The organism is Cupriavidus sp. IK-TO18 (genome assembly GCF_015549295.1).
GTDB lineage: Bacteria > Pseudomonadota > Gammaproteobacteria > Burkholderiales > Burkholderiaceae > Cupriavidus > Cupriavidus oxalaticus_A.
Window position 1 is genome coordinate 103,354 of the sequence record NZ_JADGMP010000016.1, and the last position, 14,896, is coordinate 118,249.

16 protein-coding genes are annotated in these 14,896 nt (G+C 61.3%); 13 read left to right on the plus strand and 3 right to left on the minus strand.

The genetic code is table 11. The features are described 5' to 3' along the window. Positions 1-4 precede the first annotated feature (4 nt). The 10 genes from IPF36_RS14710 (at position 5) to IPF36_RS14755 (ending at position 7,770) form a co-directional block, all read left to right on the plus strand. On the plus strand, positions 5-1,432 hold the full coding sequence (locus IPF36_RS14710) for an NAD(P)/FAD-dependent oxidoreductase (protein WP_195428453.1): 1,428 nt from the start codon (positions 5-7) through the stop codon (positions 1,430-1,432). Next, complete coding sequence (locus IPF36_RS14715; protein ID WP_133096766.1) at positions 1,425-2,207, plus strand: 3-hydroxybutyrate dehydrogenase; 783 nt, start codon at positions 1,425-1,427, stop codon at positions 2,205-2,207. The genes IPF36_RS14710 and IPF36_RS14715 overlap by 8 nt, the downstream gene beginning before the upstream one ends. Positions 2,208-2,216: 9 nt before the next feature. Beyond that, positions 2,217-3,278 (plus strand): patatin-like phospholipase family protein, encoded by a 1,062-nt coding sequence (locus IPF36_RS14720; RefSeq protein WP_133096767.1) that lies wholly within the window; start codon positions 2,217-2,219, stop codon positions 3,276-3,278. A 62-nt stretch (positions 3,279-3,340) separates the two neighbouring features. Further along, positions 3,341-3,847, plus strand: coding sequence for a cupin domain-containing protein (locus IPF36_RS14725; RefSeq protein WP_135706546.1), 507 nt, complete (start codon positions 3,341-3,343; stop codon positions 3,845-3,847). 47 nt (positions 3,848-3,894) lie between these two features. After that, positions 3,895-4,920: a YeeE/YedE thiosulfate transporter family protein gene (locus IPF36_RS14730; protein ID WP_255519771.1), complete on the plus strand. Its 1,026-nt coding sequence runs from the start codon at positions 3,895-3,897 to the stop codon at positions 4,918-4,920. Between the two features lie 44 nt (positions 4,921-4,964). After that, positions 4,965-5,252: a DUF2282 domain-containing protein gene (locus IPF36_RS14735; RefSeq protein ID WP_010812012.1), complete on the plus strand. Its 288-nt coding sequence runs from the start codon at positions 4,965-4,967 to the stop codon at positions 5,250-5,252. 22 nt (positions 5,253-5,274) lie between these two features. After that, complete coding sequence (locus IPF36_RS14740; protein WP_195428455.1) at positions 5,275-6,708, plus strand: adenylate/guanylate cyclase domain-containing protein; 1,434 nt, start codon at positions 5,275-5,277, stop codon at positions 6,706-6,708. Beyond that, positions 6,705-7,010 carry a response regulator transcription factor gene (locus IPF36_RS14745; protein ID WP_368671149.1) on the plus strand — a complete coding sequence of 102 codons (306 nt, stop codon included), beginning with the start codon at positions 6,705-6,707 and terminating at the stop codon, positions 7,008-7,010. Before IPF36_RS14740 ends, IPF36_RS14745 begins: the two co-directional genes overlap by 4 nt. Positions 7,011-7,164: 154 nt before the next feature. Then, complete coding sequence (locus IPF36_RS14750) at positions 7,165-7,419, plus strand: hypothetical protein (protein ID WP_195428457.1); 255 nt, start codon at positions 7,165-7,167, stop codon at positions 7,417-7,419. A 201-nt stretch (positions 7,420-7,620) separates the two neighbouring features. Next, complete coding sequence (locus IPF36_RS14755) at positions 7,621-7,770, plus strand: hypothetical protein (RefSeq protein ID WP_165971540.1); 150 nt, start codon at positions 7,621-7,623, stop codon at positions 7,768-7,770. Between the two features lie 115 nt (positions 7,771-7,885). Here the strand turns inward: IPF36_RS14755 and IPF36_RS14760 are convergent, their stop codons facing one another. Next, on the minus strand, positions 7,886-8,842 hold the full coding sequence (locus tag IPF36_RS14760) for an AraC family transcriptional regulator ligand-binding domain-containing protein (RefSeq protein ID WP_195428469.1): 957 nt from the start codon (positions 8,840-8,842) through the stop codon (positions 7,886-7,888). A gap of 512 nt (positions 8,843-9,354) precedes the next feature. Between IPF36_RS14760 and IPF36_RS14765 the strand changes: the two genes are divergently transcribed. The 3 genes from IPF36_RS14765 (at position 9,355) to IPF36_RS14775 (ending at position 12,840) form a co-directional block, all read left to right on the plus strand. Continuing rightward, positions 9,355-9,666 carry a hypothetical protein gene (locus IPF36_RS14765; protein WP_135706541.1) on the plus strand — a complete coding sequence of 104 codons (312 nt, stop codon included), beginning with the start codon at positions 9,355-9,357 and terminating at the stop codon, positions 9,664-9,666. Between the two features lie 9 nt (positions 9,667-9,675). Beyond that, complete coding sequence (locus IPF36_RS14770) at positions 9,676-9,918, plus strand: hypothetical protein (RefSeq protein WP_133096773.1); 243 nt, start codon at positions 9,676-9,678, stop codon at positions 9,916-9,918. 495 nt (positions 9,919-10,413) lie between these two features. Then, the gene (locus IPF36_RS14775) at positions 10,414-12,840 is read left to right on the plus strand and encodes a lanthionine synthetase LanC family protein (protein WP_195428479.1); all 2,427 of its coding nucleotides are present in this window, start codon (positions 10,414-10,416) and stop codon (positions 12,838-12,840) included. Here the strand turns inward: IPF36_RS14775 and IPF36_RS14780 are convergent. Both IPF36_RS14780 and IPF36_RS14785 read right to left on the minus strand, forming a co-directional pair. Next, positions 12,806-13,714, minus strand: a complete 909-nt coding sequence (locus tag IPF36_RS14780; protein WP_165971541.1) for a 2OG-Fe(II) oxygenase — start codon at positions 13,712-13,714, stop codon at positions 12,806-12,808. The genes IPF36_RS14775 and IPF36_RS14780 overlap by 35 nt on opposite strands. Then, positions 13,711-14,895: a hypothetical protein gene (locus IPF36_RS14785; RefSeq protein ID WP_133096776.1), complete on the minus strand. Its 1,185-nt coding sequence runs from the start codon at positions 14,893-14,895 to the stop codon at positions 13,711-13,713. Before IPF36_RS14785 ends, IPF36_RS14780 begins: the two co-directional genes overlap by 4 nt. Position 14,896 lies beyond the last annotated feature (1 nt).

Consider the following 14,896-nt stretch of genomic DNA (forward strand, 5'->3'; position numbering starts at 1 on the left):
CGTCATGCTTGCAGAGAACAACATCGTCATCATCGGTGGTGGATTCGCCGGCACCACGCTGGCCCAGGCGCTGGAGAAGCTGCTGCCGACGACTCACCGGCTGATGCTCGTCAGCAACGAAAGCTACACCACCTTCAACCCGATGCTCGCCGAGGTGGTGGGTGCCTCGGTCTTCCCTGAACACGTGATTGTGCCGATCCGCCAGATGCTCAGGCGGACCCAGTTCATCATGGGCACCGTGCAGGACGTCAACTACGCCCAGGGCAAGCTGTCCTGCACGACCCTGGCGGGCCTGCGCGAGATTCCCTTCGACCATCTGGTGTTTGCCTTCGGCACCCGTGCGAATCTCGACCTGGTGCCCGGCATGGCCGAGCACGCCCTGCCCCTGAAGCTTGTGGGTGACGCCCTGTTTATCCGCAACCGCGTGTTGCGCCAACTGGCCCGCATGGAACTGGAGTCGGACCCGGTCCTGCGCCGCCGGCTGGGCCATTTCATCGTGGTGGGCGGGGGCTTTTCGGGCGTGGAGGTTGCCGGGGAACTCGCCGATTATCTTTGCAGCATCCGGCGCTTCTACCCGCGCGTGCAGCGCGAAGAGCTGGCGGTGACGCTGCTCCATGACACCGGGCAACTGCTTCCCGAGTTGCCCGCCTCGCTTGGCATGGCCGCGGCACGCCATATGGCCGCGCGCGGCATCCGGCTCAGGCTCGGTACCCGGGCCGTCCGCTTCGAAGCCGACACGGTGGTGCTGGCTGACGGCGAAATGATCGAAGGTGCAACGGTGGTCTGCACCGTCGGCACCAAGCCGAATCCGCTGGTCGCCACCCTGGAGCGCAATCTCGCATTAGCCACCCGGCGCGGACGCATCGAGACCAACCCGGATATGTCGGTGCGCGGCATGCCCGGACTGTGGGCCATCGGCGATTGCGCACGGGTCGCCAACGCCGCCACCGACGAGGATTCGCTGCCAACCGCGCAGTTCGCCGTGGCTCAGGCGCGCCAGCTTGCCCATAACCTCGCCGGCCACCTGGAACAGCGTGAAAGCAAACCGTTTTCGTACCAGAGCAAGGGCGCAATGGCCAGCATCGGGCATATGAAGGGCGTTGCCCAGGTGTATGGCTTCAGCTTCTCGGGCTTGCCGGCCTGGCTGGCCTGGCGTGCGCTGTACCTGATGCGCATGCCGACGCTCGGGCGCAAGCTGCGCCTCTGGGCGGAATGGACGTTGTCCATGTTCTTCCCGACTGACATCACCCACCTGCGCTTTACACGCACCAGCGAGGCAGACGAATCGCCACCCGATGGGCTGCCACCCCACCGCCCACAAGCGCCGGGTCCATCGGCAACCCGCATTGCAACGCATGACCTTTCCGGGATACCGCGGGCGCCCTACGCCACCCCCGCCGCCCCCACGCTAACAGGAGATCAACATGCTTGAAGGAAAATCAGCCATCGTTACCGGCTCCAGCAGCGGTATCGGGCTTGGCATTGCGCGCGCCTTTGCCGCCCATGGCGCCGATGTACTGCTGAACGGCTTCGGCGATGCCGAGCAAATTGAAGCCACGCGTGCAGGGCTGGAGGGCGAGTATGGCGTGCGCGTGCGCTATTCGCCGGCGGACATGAGCCAACCTTGCCAGGTTCGCGAAATGGCCGAATTTGCTGCATCCGAGTTCGGCAAGGTTGACGTCATCGTGAATAACGCGGGCATCCAGCATGTTGCCCCGACCGAAGAGATGCCGGACGACAAGTGGGACGCCATCGTTGCCATCAACCTGTCCTCGGCGTTCCACTTGATCAAGGCCGTCCTGCCCGGCATGAAGGCCAGGCGCTGGGGCCGCATCATCAATATCGCCTCCGCCCATGGCCTGGTGGCTTCGCCGTTCAAGGCGCCCTATGTCGCCGCCAAGCACGGGCTGATCGGCCTGTCCAAGGCTGTGGCGCTGGAGACGGCCGAGTTTGGCATTACCAGCAATACGATCTGCCCCGGCTATGTCAAGACGCCGTTGGTGGAACAGCAGATCGCCGACCAGGCGCGCGCGCACCGGATCTCGCCCGCCGACGTCGTGCGCGATGTCTTGCTGGTGCACCAGGCGCGCAAGGAGTTCGTGCGGATTGACGAACTTGCTGCCCTGGCCCTGTTCTTGGCCTCGGACAATTCAGCCTCGATGACCGCCACTGCGCTCGCAATGGATGGTGGCTGGACCCAGCACTGAGGGCGAGCCATGTCGACCAATCCTGGAATGCGAGATGCCGGAGAAACCGGCCAAGCCGTGAAGCCGATCACGCTGGCGTTGCAAGGCGGGGGTGCCCATGGTGCCTTTGCCTGGGGCGTGCTGGACCGCCTGCTCGAAGACGGCCGGCTTGCAATCGAGGGCGTCAGCGCCACCAGCGCCGGCGCGATGAATGCCGCGGTGCTCGCGTACGGCCTGCTCCAGGGCGGGCCGCCACGCGCCCGCACCGCCCTGCACGACTTCTGGCGCGACGTTGCCAACGCCGCGCGCGCCAGCAACCCGTTCCGCAAGCTGCCATGGGAGACCTTGCTGCACAACGGCTACGGGCTCGATTACTCGCCGATGTACCTGCTGACGGACATGATGCTGCGTGTGCTGTCGCCCTACCAGTTCAACCCACTCAACTTCAACCCGCTGCGCGACGTGCTGGCCCGCCATGTCGACTTTGACGCGCTTAACCAGCACTGCCCGATCCACCTTTACCTGTGTGCGACCAATGTCGAGACCGGCAAGGTACGCGTGTTCTCGCGCGACGACATCAGCCTGAAGGCTGTGCTGGCTTCTGCCTGCCTGCCGTTCCTGTTCCAGGCGGTGGAAATTGGCGGCGAACACTACTGGGACGGCGGCTATGTCGGCAACCCCGCCATTTTCCCGTTGATCTACAACTGTGGCGCGCGGGATGTGGTGATCGTCCATATCAATCCCATCGTGCGCAAGGGTGTGCCGAAGACTGCCGCGGAGATCCTCAATCGCATCAACGAGGTCAGCTTCAACTCCTCGTTGATCCGCGAACTGCGCGCCATCAGCTTCGTCACCAGGCTCATCCAGGATGGCAAGGTCAACCGCGGGGAAATGAAGGAGATGCTGATCCACTCGATCCGCTCGGACCAGACCATGATGGCGCTCGGCGTCTCCAGCAAGCTCAATGCCGACTGGGACTTCCTTTGCTATCTGCGCGATCAGGGCCGGGACGAGGCCGGGCGCTGGTTGCAGCAGAACTACAGCGCAATCGGTGAACGGTGCAGCGTCGACTTGCACCAGGAATTTCTTTGATCCACCACGTAGCGCCACCGAAGCGGTCGGCGCGGATTCCTCAACCCACGGAGTTTAGGACCATGACTACCACCAAGCAAGCCGTACCCGTCTGGCATCGCGTGATGCGCGGCGCGATCGTCACCGTCACCCTGTCCCTCGTCTCAGTGATGGCCTACGCCGGCCAGTGCCCCGCCGACAAGCGCGTCGCGGATGGCCAGGGGCAGCGGCCTGGCGCGACAGAACCCAAGGGCGTCACCGATACAGTGCGCGCCTCGACCGACCTTTCGAAGGAGCCGGCAGCCGTAGCGGGACGCCTGCTGCGGCTGCGCCAGCTCGACGTGCAGCCCGGTGGCATCGTGCCATGGCACAGCCACAACAACCGCCCGGCAATCATCTATATCGTCTCCGGCGAGATCGTGGAGTATGCGAGCAACTGCGCGGTTCCGATCGTACACCGCGCCGGCGACGTGACCGCGGAGAGGAACGGGACTTCCCACTGGTGGAAGAATGAAGGCGGCAGCCCCGCAGTCTTGCTGTCGTCCGATCTCTTCCCGGTCGAAATGAAGATGGACCCGCATACTATGTGAACAGGTGCGGGGACGGCTACCTGCGCATGCCCGAGGATGATGCGCCCATGAAACTCATGCTGCTGAGTCTGTCCTTTGCGGGCGCCCTGCTTTGCGCCGCCGTGATGGGATTCGCCATCCAGCGCGGCGCAACCTGTGCGGTCGCCGCGGTCAGCGAGATCACGTCATCGCGCAGTTGCTCGCGCCTCCGTGCCATGGCAGGAGCGTCGCTGTACGTGTGTGGCGGACTGCTGATCGCGCAGCGGTTGCATCTGCTTCCGGCCATGCCGTCCGGCTATCCGGTCGATGGCCTGACCGTCCTGGGAGGTGCCCTGCTCGGGCTGGGCGCCTTCATCAATGGCGCATGCGTATTCGGCGCCATCGCCCGGCTGGGCAGCGGGCAATGGGCGTATGCTGCCACACCCCTCGGATATTACGCAGGCTGCGTGGGGCTGCTTGCGCTGTGGCCGCAAGCCGAGCGCCCGGCGCTCGCAGCCACCTCGCCGGTATGGGGTGCTGCGCCGCTGCTGACAGTGCTTTTCCTTCTGTTCGTCGGATGGCGCCTGCTCCGTCTGTGGCAGCGGGCGCGACGCCATGGCGCTCCTGCACCCTTGGAGCAAACGTGGCATGCACGCGTTGGCGCCCGGATCTGGTCACCGCACCATGCCACCACGGTGATCGGTGTCACCTTCTTGCTGCTCCTGTTGCTGGCAGGCGCGTGGTCATACACCGAGGTGCTGGCCGAACTGGCACGTGGCAGCGCTGCCATGCTGCCGGCACGGGCATTGCTGTCGCTGGGGCTGCTCGCTGGTGCCATCCTCGGCGGGATGAGCGCTGGCCGCCGCGAAGGTCCCGCGACTTCCAGTGCGCAGTGTCTCCGGTGCTTCGCAGGCGGTGCCTTCATGGGCTGGGGTGGCATGCTGATTCCGGGCGGCAACGATGGACTGCTGCTGGTCGGCATGCCCCTGCTGTGGCCGTATGCATGGGTCGCATTCGGCACGATGTGCGTCACCATCGCGCTCGCGCAATGGCTTCAGCGTCGGCTTGGCCAGCCGCTGCGACCCCGGGCGCCCCGCAATCCTAGGCAAGACTAGCACGACCAGTCGTGTTGCACTGCTGACAATCTGAAGGAGTAAGCATGAGCCACCGTATCGGGAACGCGCTGGTGATCGCGACCGCGCTCGCTGCCGTCGGGCTTGCGATCAAGCAGAACACGCATCTGCTGGCCAGTTCCCCGGCACACTTTGCCCTGGACCGTGAACGGTGCTTCGGCGTAGCCAGGGCAGGCAGGAACGACTGCGGCACCGCGTTGCACGCTTGCGCGGGCCGCGCCCGCCACGACGCCGCCGGCGATGAATGGCTGATGCTGCCCGCCGGCACCTGCGCCCGGATCGCGGGTGGCAGCCTCAGGTCTGCCGCACCCTGAACGGTGGCTGCGGGACAGCGCGATGAAACAGGAAGAACAGACACTGACGGCACCGCACCGGCAGAAGTCGGAACGTATTGCGGCAAGCATGGCACGGAAAATTGCTGCGGGGCTAGCAGCGAAGCTCGCTGCGTTGGGCCAGGGCATGCAGTTGCCGCCACGAGTACGGCGGGAGCTGGAGCGTGAACAGTATCTGAGCGAGTTGCTGGTGACCTCACTGCAACTGCTGGTGCTGCTCCTGTTCGCGGTCCTTTATCTCGGAACGCCCCCGGGCATTTCACCCGACGCGCCCGTACGCGCGGTACCGCTCGGCGTCTCGCTGTTCGCGGTGCTGGCGTTGGTCCGGCTCTACCTTGCCATGACCCGGCAACTGGCCAACTGGATGGTGGGACTGAGCGTGGTGGCCGAAATGGCAGTCCTGATCTTCGTCATCTGGGCCTACCACCTGCAGTACGAGCAGCCAGCCCAGATGTACCTGAAAACCACCGAATTCGCCTATATCTTCGCCTTAATCGCCTTGCGTGCCTTGCGCTTCGAGCCGCTCTGGGTGGCGCTGTCGGGCCTAACAGCGACCTTGGGCTGGCTGCTGTTGCTGCACTACGCGCTGACACACGCGAGCGGCAACCCTGTCACCTGGGACTATGTCACCGCATTGCGCTCGACCCAGATCCACTACGGAGCGGAGTTCGACAAGCTGCTTTCCATCCTGATCGTCAGCGCCACGCTGGCATTGGCCCTGGCCAGGGCGCGCGGCTTTGTGGTCAAGGCCGTCAAGGGCCAACTGGCGGTCGCGGACCTGTCGCTATTCTTTGACGATTCCGTGGCCCATCGCATCACCGACTCCGAAGCAAGCGTCATGGTCGGCCACGCCGAGCTGCGCGAAGCGTCGGTCGTGTTCCTCGACATGCGCGGCTTCACTCAGGCGTCTGCCATGCTGCAGCCCTCCGCACTGATCCAATTACTGGGCGAATACCAAAGCCTGGTTGTGCCGATTGTCAAAGCGCATGGCGGCAGCATAGACAAATTCATGGGCGACGGCATCCTTGCCAGCTTTGGCGCCGTCACTGCCGACGATTGCCATGCAGCAAATGCCTTGCGTGCCATCGATACCATCCTGGAAGCGGTTGACCAATGGCGGATTCGGAGGCAGTCCAGCGGTCAGCCTGCACCTGACGTTGGCGCCGGGATGGCAAGCGGGCCGGTGCTGTTCGGCATACTCGGGCATGACAGCCGTCTTGAGTACACGGTGATTGGCGACACGGTCAATCTTGCGGCCAAGCTTGAGAAGCAGAACAAGATCCAGGGGACGCGAGGCCTCACCACGCGAGCCAGCTATCAGCGGGCTCGCGTGCAGGGCTATCTTGGCGAGAAGCACGTCCTTCCCCAGCAGTCTGTAGGCGGCGTAAGCGGCACGATGCAGCTGGTGGCCCTGGCGAGGCCACAGAGCATGTTGTGAGTGCTATCCGCGAGGTGCTGGCAGGCAATATCTACCTGAGTGCCCCAATGCATGAAAAGCTGGCGCGGACTCTGACGGCTTCCAGGAAGATGCCGACGGGTCTGATTTCGCGGCTGTCGGAGCGGGAATTCGAAGTCCTGCACCTGATCGGACTCGGCTTCAGCACCCGGGAAATCGCCGAGAAACTGAATCGGAGCATCAAGACCATCGACGCACACCGGGCCAACATCAAAGAGAAGCTGGATATCCCGAACGGCCAGGAGCTGATGCGCTTCGCCATTCAGTGGATCGAGAGCCAATAGGGCGGAGCCCGCCCACCGAATAAGGCAATCCCCTAGCCTCTTTTTGGGGCGATACCTTATCCATACGCTCACGGTCATTGCGTACAGTGCATTCGTACCTGCCGGCGTGCCGCGATTCGTGGACGGGGTGGGCAAGCCCAACCCGGACAGCTCCATGAGGATCGCCGCCATGAATGCCAGTATCCAGCATACCGTCTTAGTCCTGATCACCGCACTCATTGCCGGAACGGCCATTGCGGGCCCGGATTTTACCGTTATTGAGGGTGCCCGCCAGGCCGCAAGAGCGGCACACCTCGCCGCGCAGACCGCAGCTCCTCCCGCACCCCGGAACTACGGCCCTCGCCCTCAGCACGTCGGGCAGCCCGCGAAGCCGAACCCCGCCCTGCTTGAAGCGCAGCGCACGCGCTAAGCGGTTGCGGCAGCCCAGCGAACAGAACGCCATTCACCAGCAGCGCCTTCACAGACGTGGGCTCGACCATCGCATCGCGCTATCGATGATGCGCGCATTGCAGGTACCTCATTGGCCTCTCAGTAGCGGTCCGGACGTCAGCCCCCGTTTTGGCGCGCTCTCCTGTCCGACGCCTTGTCTCTGCCCACCGCGATGGCGGTCATGCCCGCTTTCTCACTGCTGGCGGCGCTGGGCTTTCTGATCGCAGCGCGCAGCTATGAACAGGACATATGGCGCATCCAGGAGCAAATGGCTGCTGAAAGCGCTGCAGCGGACTCCATCCCGGGTGTTGACATTCTCAAAAGCTCTTGAGTTCAGCGATCAGCGCGTGCGCGCTTCCATCTGCGCGGGTTTGTTGGCGTAGCGGAGCGGTGCAGGCTATGTACCCGGACCAGCCCCGGCAATGCTGTAACTTTCCGCTCGACAATTACCCAAAATCGGCATCGTTCTGCATCCAGCCCGCAACAGGCACCCCGAACCCGTCGCGGAACCAGCGCGTGAAAGACTGGGGAGCGCTGAAGCCCAGCAGCATTGCCAGTTCGTTGCGCGAGCGCGGCGGGCCAGCCAGGTAGCGCTGAGCGAGTTCGCGCCGGACTTCGCGCATCAGGGTATTGAACGAAGTGGCCTCGCTATCCAGGTGCCGGCGGATGGTTCTCACATTGATGCCTAACTGCGCGGCAATGAGGCTCTGGGAACAATGGCCAGTTCCCACCGCCGTCAGGATCAGGCGGCGCACTTGGGCCGTGGTTGATAACGGAATGTCCGCGCTCAATGATTGCACGTAGTCATGGGCATAGCGCTCGAGGTGGGAACTGGTTGACAGAGGAAGTTCCAGATCCGCACGCTTGAGGACTATGCCGTTGTTCGCATCCTTGAAGCTTGTCTTGGTCGTGAACACGCGCCGGATAGCCCACAGATCCCGAGGAGCCTCATGCATGAAGCACACGCGAATAGGCACCCAACTTTCGGGCAGCGCTTGTTTGAGAAAACGATACCCCATGGTGATCGACTGATCCAGCGCTTGGCGCGCAGGCGATCTGCGCCCCAGGTACTCAAAACACAAGCACGCCTGCAGTGCGTCCTCTTCCAGCCAGAGCTGAAGGGCTTCGCTGTGCAAATGGATGTAGTTGGAGAGCACCTGCAACGACGCACGCACGTTGCGCTGTTCCCGCACCAGAAAAGCCAGCGGCCCCAGCACGAGAAACGGCCTGGATTCGGCCAGCCGTATGCCGAAATCCTCCCAGCCCGATCGCTGGGCCGAGTGCTCCAGCAGCAGGCAGACGGCCTCGGAAGATGCCTTGACGTCCGGATTCTTGAGGAGGGCCGGATCGATTCCGACTTCGCGCAGCATCGCCTCGGGGTCGAGTCCGGCGGCTTGTGCCAATGCAGCGTAATTGGAAAGGAAGCACTGCCGTGCATGGATCCATGCACGACTGCTGCAAATTCAGTGCAGGTCAGTATTAAGTTTCATGCAATTGCTCATTGAAGGCGATCTTCTACGATCCATGCATTGCCGGACAGTCCGCGGTCGGCCTTCCGCGCAACAAAATGAGGCAATGCGAGGGGGCGCCTGCGATGACGTCATGCATATCTACAGGTCAGGTCTTAGGCCAGCCCAGGAGACGGCATCTACCGCGCTTGCGGTATTGCGTACCGTCCCCGGAGGTAAGTCGAGCTCTACGACTGGGACGCAATTCACGCCAAAGCGCCCAACCGCTCACGTCTATTGCATCCACATGCCCCTGGCGCCTGCCCCCCGGGCCGCCAAGCCAGAATTGGTTCCGTCTGGAAAGGGCCTCATCAACCGTTGGTTGGTACCTCTATTGAAGCTCGGCAGGCGCTACCCTTCGCTGTGAGTCGATGGTCATTCACGTTGAAAGAAGGAGAAATCCAAATATGGCGACGATCAACCATTTCGGACCCTACTACGTTACGCCTGCCGGAGGCTTGGCTCCCGGCGCCGCGTATAACGTGGTCTGGGGCCCCAGCGATGTATTCAAGGGTTCCACGATTAATGTGACGGCTCACCCTGGTGGCAACCGCAGAGCTAGGTATGCGGCTTGGATCAGCGACATGTCGATCGAGAACGTCATTAGCGGCACAGGGGACATCAGCTTTGTGGAAACAAACGCGTATGCCACGTTCGCCAACGACGGACAGGAGACCATTGACTATGTTTCTTTGTATCTGACCGTGACAACGGCTTAGGGGATTTCCATGCGATTGACGGTTATTCATGACAGCAGCGGGAACATCGTTTCCATGGTTGCTTATCCCGAAGGTTCGCCTCCGATGTACCCCGAGACAAAGCCCGGGCAGCATATGACTGAGATGGAAGCGCCAGCACATATCAGGCTTGATCTGGATGCCAGACAGTTACATGAGCGCCTGTCCGAAGTAATGCAGAATTACCGGGTGGACATGGGATCGATGAAGTGCAGCCTGACGAGAAAGTCCTGAGCTTCAGCGCCTGGGTTAGCGGGGGCGGGCATACGCTGTAGCGGGACGAACTGCCGCTAAACCCAGGCTCGTTGATCGAAACACAGTTCTCGCTTCAGCCTCTCCTGCGCGAAGGTTCGTGCTGGCCATGCGAGCCATGAAACTATTCATTGGGGATTCGGAGCTGAACACCTGTGCGTCGACTGCCGACGGCAGGCGGTACCGCCGATGTCGGCCTTCCTGAGCCACCGGCTAGGCTTCTTCCGCCGTACCAAGTCAATTCAATTATTTCGAATCGGCAACTTACCGCTACCGCAAACTTCGAAGCGATCTGGTGCCGCGGCCGGCTGACCAGGCGGCCGTCGGACGGGGTGGTGATGGAATGGCAGCGAGCGGGATGGCTGCTTCTACAGAAGAATCGGAGCTGCCTTTGATGGCAGTCTAATATACGTGGATGCTGCGAACCAAGTCTCTCTGCGGGCGCGGACCACATGCGGAAAGCTCGGAGGCCAGGCAATGAACGCGACCACCAGACTCCTTCTCCCCGAAGATGTAGCGTTAGCTCCAGTCGCTAATCTTCCCTCAGAGTTGGGGCGTCGTGTTTCCAATGATTCTGGCGACTTCTATGTGACGCGCGCGCGTACCCGCTCGGGATCAATCATCGTCGATGCACAGACTGCTGCGCTATTGACGCACTTCCGTTCGCCGTCGACGGTCGTGGATGCAATCCTGGCCTATTGTCATGCAAACGAACTGGATCCGATGCGCACGCTTGTCGCCGCGTTCGCTATGCTGAGCGAGTTGGTCGCCGCAAGGGTGCTAGTACCGGCCGAGTCGATTCTGGCTCAGCCTATTGCATCGTCATTGTCCGTCGGTGAATTTGTAGGAGACGTCGAGATTCTCGAGGCCATCCATCTTCTTGATGACACCGAGGTCTACCGTGGACGTTCCGCTGACGGAACTGCTGTTGCGCTCAAGATCGTGGGAGCCAACATCAGGCGGACTACCACCGCCACCATTCATAATGAAGCCAATGTCCTGTCATGCCTGGATGGGAAGGTTAGCCCTCGCCTGCTGGCGGCCGGCCGACTTGATGGGCGCTCGTTCATCGTGACGACATGGCATTCTGGGGTAGATTTGTACCGTGCTGTGGCGGAGGCCCATGCATTACCTGAACCGGAACGCAGCGACACACTACTGAAGCTTGCCGAGCACGTCCTTCGATCGTATGCGCAACTTCATTCACAAGGCGTATTGCATGGCGACGTTCACCCTCGCAATATCGTTGTTGACGAAAGCGACAAGATTACTGTCCTCGATTTTGGCCTTGCGGTCATGCCGGCCGCCGGCACAATGGGCTTGCACGGTGGTATCGATCTATTCCTTGCACCTGAAATCGCCCGCGCGAATCTTGCATCGGTAGAGGTTCCGCTTGCCTCCCTCGCCTCGGAGCAATACTCGATTGGAGCATTGCTTTACTTTCTTTTTACCGGCGCCCACACGCATTCATTTTCGCTGCAGCAAGATGCCATGCTAAGCCAGGTGGTCAACGAGCCACCACAGCCTTTCTCTCATCGCCGCGCCGACAGGTTCTTCTGCCTGGAAGGCTGCCTGAACCGTGCGTTGGAAAAAGACCCGGCCGACCGTTTCTCGTCCTTAGACGAAATGCTGCAATCGTTCCTGCAGGCTTCGCCGCGAAGACAGCTCGTAGGGGCGACATATTCCGTCAGCCACAGCACGGACGTGCAGTCTCAGCTAGTGCTGGACAATGTGCTAAGCCGTCTCCGCGTACCAGAGCGCTTGTACCGCGACGGGTTGGAAGCGCCCACGGGATCGATCACTTATGGCGCCGCTGGGATCGCCTATTTCTTGCTCAGAATCGCGCGTAGCAGGGACGACGAGACCTTACTCGCCGCCGCCGACCAGTGGCTGACCCGCGCGGCGTCCGCAATCTCGAGCGACGCTACCTTTTGGAATGCCGAACGTGGCATTGTCCCGGAAGTCCTCGGGCAGAGCTCCTTGTTCCATCACGCCTGCGGCATTCATTGCGTGCAGGCCCTCATTGCTCATGCGCGCGGCGATGATGTCGCACAGCAGCACGCGCTGGAAGCTTACGCCGCCGCTTGCGCACTATGCGATCAGCTCGACGTTGCGTTTGGTCGGTCGGGATTGTTGATTGGTTGTGCGATGCTTTTGGACATAGCGCCCCAACATTTCGAGTGCGATGCTTTACTCGCATTGGGGCAGAGACTGCTGCATGGCATCTGGGTACAACTGGATGCTTACCCTCCGTTGGAGCGAGTGTCGCAGGCGACGTTGGGCGCGGCTCATGGATGGTGTGGGTACCTTTTTGCCACCATGCGATGGTGTGAGGCGTCCGGCGCAGCCGTGCCGCCGCGCCTGGTCGAACGACTGCAGCAACTTGCGGCGCTCGGACAACCTTCAGGCCGCAGCATGCTGTGGCCACGAAAGATCCAACATACGGCCACTACTGGAGTACTCTCAGCCAGTTGGTGTAATGGTGCCGCAGGGTACGTCCATCTTTGGACGACGGCGTATGAACTGCTCGGCTCCGACTTCCAATTTGAGCGTCTTGCCCGCATGGCTGCCTGGCATTCCTACGATGGATCGTCCGATGCCCCAGGCGATTTGTGCTGTGGATTGGCCGGACGAGCCTATGCGTTGTTGCGGCTCCATGGGTCTACTGGGGAATCGGTGTGGCTGGCTCGCGCCAGGGTAATGGCGGAACGTGCCGCCGCGAGTCCCGGCTTGACATCGAATCGGCTGAATAGTCTCTTCCATGGCGACCTCGGCATTGCGCTGCTCGTTGCGGATCTAGCCGCACCGGAGCTCGCCTGTATGCCATTCTTTGACAGCGAGCATTGGTCGAAGCGGGCGCCATCGTTGGCTACCGGAGAGGCCCCGGGCCAGTCAGCCAGATAACGAGCGTCCAGCGAACACCGCTGGTAATCATCGCTGCTCGATGCATGACGAATGACGGAAACACGACGACATCTCCTATGTCGGCATGCAACTGGTTGTCGATCGCATCACCGTAAAATATCTCGGTGCCACCGCCCTTCATGTCTTTGTTTGCACTAAGTTGCAGAACCATCGAGATCTTGCGAACGCTCGCATCCTTGGCGCCGAGATCCATATGCCAGTTGTACTGCTGCCCTGGTGTATAACGAGTGAGCTGCGCCATCCCCATTTCTGGCAGTAGCTCGAATTGATATGCCTCGTTGAAGCGCTGTGCTGCCGCCCATAGCCGAGAAAAAATCCATTCAGTGCTTGCGCTTCTCGGGATCCAAAACAGGTGGCAGTCTCTGACGGGATCACCCGACTGATAATTTATTCTGCTTGCCACCATGCTGTATTCATTGTGCAGGGAAACGATCGATTGGCAGTCCTCCTCGCTGAACAGTCTTCTGTAGATTTCGTAGTAACGATAGGTCTGCCATTCGATGTGAATGCGCCGAATGGGCAGCGCTAAATGCGCTTCAGCGGGGACGAGCATCATTGCGGCAACCAGGTCCGCTAGCACGGCGAACGCATCTTCCAGCGTGCGCATCGGATCCAATTCGTTCCTTGCACAGAAGTTGGCGATGGCATCCACCACAGTCGTCGGAGAACGGAAGTGCGCTAATAGCGCTGCGGTGTCTTCATCGACAACAAAGGATTCAGCCCCGGCGGCGGCTCGCGTCACAATGAAGTCGTCGGGCTCATGTGCAACGCCACGTCGAAGATATGAAGGAAGGTTGGCGACCGGCGCCACAATCACATCCTCTGGGAGAAGAAGCGTTGTGGTCGCGTTCATGCCCTTTCCAACGCCGCCGGCCACATCCCGTCGGACGGAATCCATGTGTCGGTATCGATCTCCGCCAAGCTCAGACGTTCGAGCGCATATTGCCAAGGCTCCATCGTGTTCAGCGCGGCGGTCCTGGCTGAGACAAGATATTCGGCAAGGCGCCAAGTCACCCACATTCGCCAGCTTGTCGTTCGCTCGCCTTTGACGGCGCCACGCGGCGGATCGGCTCCCCAGGAGAGGAGACCGTTCTCCGAAGCCGCGGCGCTAAATGGAACACCGTGCGGCGCGCAGCCGGCAAGTCTCGTCCGAAGAAGGTCGGCAAATTGATAGAGATCATCTAAATGAGTGAAATAGACTAAGGTCTTGTCCGGCCGGGAAATCCCCCAAAGTCCGACGCCAACCTTGAATCCCGTGACCCCATGTGCATGAGCCAGTGCGCCGATGAGAGTCTCCAACGCTTCAGGCATGTCATTTACAACAGGACTCAAATAGAGCTTGAAGCTGGCCCTCTGTGCGGTCCCGCGCGGCGGCTCGGATGTGGAAAGCCACTGCCACCAGAATTCCCGAGCACCTTGCGATACCGGCACATGCGTCCAATGACGATGGAGCGAGCGAACCAGGATACCGTCCTCAGCGATTCCGAGGAAGCGGGCTACCGCCGCAGGACCAGTGAGACGCCGTTGAAGTTTGGGAGACACCGGCTTCCGGCCATAGGAGTACAAGCGATGCGCAAGTTCGGTTTCGGGAAGGCAGTTCAACTCCTGGCCATACCGAAGCGCGGACACGGAAAGATCGAAGTTGCAACCGCGGCTCGACCAACCAGGCAGCGATCCGGAAAGTCCCGCCACCTGCGGACCACTGATGAAATCATCGTTGAGCAATATCTGCAGGACTCCATCCAGCAGAAGCCTCTTTATGGTGGACTCAAGGTCGTGACCGAGGCGACGCAGCACATAGCGTGGTAGCGGACCGGCTTCGACAAGCGCCACGAAGAGCAGAGCAGTTTCACAAGATACTGCGCGCCAGCCTTGCGCGCTGCCACCTTGCGGCACGAGAGCGCCATACAGGTCTTCCGAGCAATCGGCTTCCTGAAGTTGGCGTCGCTCTTGCTCGCTGAGCCGATCGACCAGCACCAACCGGTAGTCCGGATTCGATCGAAATATGGAAGTTTCAAGCAGGCGACCGTCCATA

Coding starts and splice junctions, on each gene's coding strand:
- IPF36_RS14710 (WP_195428453.1), top strand. CDS start 5: ATGCTTGCAGAGAACAACATCGTCATCATCGGTGGTGGATTCGCCGGC.
- IPF36_RS14715 (WP_133096766.1), top strand. CDS start 1,425: ATGCTTGAAGGAAAATCAGCCATCGTTACCGGCTCCAGCAGCGGTATC.
- IPF36_RS14720 (WP_133096767.1), top strand. CDS start 2,217: ATGTCGACCAATCCTGGAATGCGAGATGCCGGAGAAACCGGCCAAGCC.
- IPF36_RS14725 (WP_135706546.1), top strand. CDS start 3,341: ATGACTACCACCAAGCAAGCCGTACCCGTCTGGCATCGCGTGATGCGC.
- IPF36_RS14730 (WP_255519771.1), top strand. CDS start 3,895: ATGAAACTCATGCTGCTGAGTCTGTCCTTTGCGGGCGCCCTGCTTTGC.
- IPF36_RS14735 (WP_010812012.1), top strand. CDS start 4,965: ATGAGCCACCGTATCGGGAACGCGCTGGTGATCGCGACCGCGCTCGCT.
- IPF36_RS14740 (WP_195428455.1), top strand. CDS start 5,275: ATGAAACAGGAAGAACAGACACTGACGGCACCGCACCGGCAGAAGTCG.
- IPF36_RS14750 (WP_195428457.1), top strand. CDS start 7,165: ATGAGGATCGCCGCCATGAATGCCAGTATCCAGCATACCGTCTTAGTC.
- IPF36_RS14755 (WP_165971540.1), top strand. CDS start 7,621: ATGCCCGCTTTCTCACTGCTGGCGGCGCTGGGCTTTCTGATCGCAGCG.
- IPF36_RS14765 (WP_135706541.1), top strand. CDS start 9,355: ATGGCGACGATCAACCATTTCGGACCCTACTACGTTACGCCTGCCGGA.
- IPF36_RS14770 (WP_133096773.1), top strand. CDS start 9,676: ATGCGATTGACGGTTATTCATGACAGCAGCGGGAACATCGTTTCCATG.
- IPF36_RS14775 (WP_195428479.1), top strand. CDS start 10,414: ATGAACGCGACCACCAGACTCCTTCTCCCCGAAGATGTAGCGTTAGCT.
- IPF36_RS14780 (WP_165971541.1), bottom strand. CDS start 13,714: ATGAACGCGACCACAACGCTTCTTCTCCCAGAGGATGTGATTGTGGCG.
- IPF36_RS14785 (WP_133096776.1), bottom strand. CDS start 14,895: ATGGACGGTCGCCTGCTTGAAACTTCCATATTTCGATCGAATCCGGAC.